The 2,500-nt window shown below is 54.4% G+C and carries 2 rRNA genes (both running past the window's edge); both read right to left on the bottom strand.

What is annotated here, in order from left to right:
* Positions 1-72, bottom strand: a 5S ribosomal RNA gene (gene rrf / locus OY559_RS01990); it reaches 43 nt to the left of the window's first position.
* Positions 73-198: 126 nt separating this feature from the next.
* Positions 199-2,500: ribosomal RNA gene (locus OY559_RS01985) — 23S ribosomal RNA — on the bottom strand (it continues 577 nt past the right edge of the window).

Genomic DNA, 2,500 nt, shown 5'->3' with positions numbered 1-2,500 from the left:
ATCGGCGCGGCTGCGTTTCACTTCCGTGTTCGGGATGGGAACGGGTGGGACCACAGCGCTAATTTCACCAGGGAGAGGGTTGGAGCGTCGCCATCCAACAGACGGATTAAGGCGCCAATCTCTCATAGGGTCTTGTGACGTAGCGGGCATTGGATTTTCTCTGACGATATCGTCGAGTCCAAGGCCACTTGAGGTTATATGGTCAAGCCACACGGATCATTAGTATCAGTTAGCTCAATGGGTTGCCCCACTTACACACCTGACCTATCAACCACCTAGTCTTGATGGTTCCTTTAGGGGGCTTGTGCCCCGGGAGATCTCATCTTGAGGCGCGCTTCCCGCTTAGATGCTTTCAGCGGTTATCGCTTCCGAACATAGCTACCCGGCAATGCCACTGGCGTGACAACCGGAACACCAGAGGTTCGTCCACTCCGGTCCTCTCGTACTAGGAGCAGCCCCTCTCAAATCTCCAACGCCCATGGCAGATAGGGACCGAACTGTCTCACGACGTTCTGAACCCAGCTCGCGTACCACTTTAAATGGCGAACAGCCATACCCTTGGGACCGACTACAGCCCCAGGATGTGATGAGCCGACATCGAGGTGCCAAACACCGCCGTCGATATGAACTCTTGGGCGGTATCAGCCTGTTATCCCCGGAGTACCTTTTATCCGTTGAGCGATGGCCCTTCCATACAGAACCACCGGATCACTAAGTCCTACTTTCGTACCTGCTTGATCCGTCGATCTCGCAGTCAAGCACGCTTATGCCTTTGCACACAGTGCGCGATGTCCGACCGCGCTGAGCGTACCTTCGAGCTCCTCCGTTACTCTTTGGGAGGAGACCGCCCCAGTCAAACTACCCACCATACATGGTCCCCGATCCGGATTACGGACCTAGGTTAGAACGTCAAGCACATCAGGGTGGTATTTCAAGGTTGGCTCCACCTCAGCTAGCGCCAAGGTTTCATAGCCTCCCACCTATCCTACACAGACGAACTCAACGTTCAATGTAAAGCTATAGTAAAGGTTCACGGGGTCTTTCCGTCTTGCCACGGGAACGCTGCATCTTCACAGCGATTTCAATTTCACTGAGTCTCGGGTGGAGACAGCGCCGCTGTCGTTACGCCATTCGTGCAGGTCGGAACTTACCCGACAAGGAATTTCGCTACCTTAGGACCGTTATAGTTACGGCCGCCGTTTACTGGGGCTTCGATCAAGAGCTTCGCCTTGCGGCTGACCCCATCAATTAACCTTCCAGCACCGGGCAGGCGTCACACCCTATACGTCCACTTTCGTGTTTGCAGAGTGCTGTGTTTTTGATAAACAGTCGCAGCGGCCTGGTTTCTGCGACCCCCCTCAGCTATAGCCCGCATGGGCCACCAAAGAGGGTGCACCTTCTCCCGAAGTTACGGTGCCATGTTGCCTAGTTCCTTCACCCGAGTTCTCTCAAGCGCCTGAGAATTCTCATCCTACCCACCTGTGTCGGTTTACGGTACGGTCTGCGTGAGCTGAAGCTTAGGAGCTTTTCCTGGAAGCGTGGTATCAGTGACTTCGTCCAAAAGGACTCGTCTCGGTGCTCGGTCTTAAAGGATCCCGGATTTGCCAAAGATCCAAACCTACCGCCTTTCCCCGGGACAACCAACGCCCGGTACACCTAACCTTCTCCGTCCCTCCATCGCACTCACGCGAGGTGCAGGAATATTAACCTGCTTCCCATCGACTACGGCTTTCGCCCTCGCCTTAGGGACCGACTAACCCTGCGTCGATTAACGTTGCGCAAGGAAACCTTGGGCTTTCGGCGTGCGGGCTTTTCACCCGCATTATCGTTACTCATGTCAGCATTCGCACTTCCGATACCTCCAGCAACCTTCTCAAGTCACCTTCAACGGCTTACGGAACGCTCCTCTACCGCGCATAACAAAGTTATGCACCCCAAGCTTCGGTTTCGTGCTTAGCCCCGTTAAATCTTCCGCGCAGACCGACTCGACCAGTGAGCTATTACGCTTTCTTTAAAGGGTGGCTGCTTCTAAGCCAACCTCCTGGCTGTCTGTGCCTTTCCACATCGTTTTCCACTTAGCACGAAATTTGGGACCTTAGCTGTGGGTCTGGGTTGTTTCCCTTTTCACGACGGACGTTAGCACCCGCCGTGTGTCTCCCGTACATTCTGTCTTGGTATTCGGAGTTTGCCATGGTTTGCTAAGACGCGATGTCCCGCTAGCCATAACAGTGCTCTACCCCCAAGAAGATTCATACGAGGCGCTACCTAAATAGCTTTCGAGGAGAACCAGCTATCTCCGGGTTCGATTAGCTTTTCACTCCTAATCACACCTCATCCCCTACCTTTGCAACGGGAGTGGGTTCGGGCCTCCAGTACCTGTTACGGCACCTTCACCCTGGGCATGACTAGATCACCCGGTTTCGGGTCTACTGCCCGCGACTATGCGCCCTTATCAGACTCGGTTTCCCTTCGCCTCCCCTATACGGTTAAGCTTGCCACG

The organism is Pseudoxanthomonas sp. SE1, assembly GCF_029542205.1.
GTDB lineage: Bacteria > Pseudomonadota > Gammaproteobacteria > Xanthomonadales > Xanthomonadaceae > Pseudoxanthomonas_A.
Note: the sequence above shows the minus strand (reverse complement) of the source record. Positions and strands in the feature narration are given on the sequence as shown.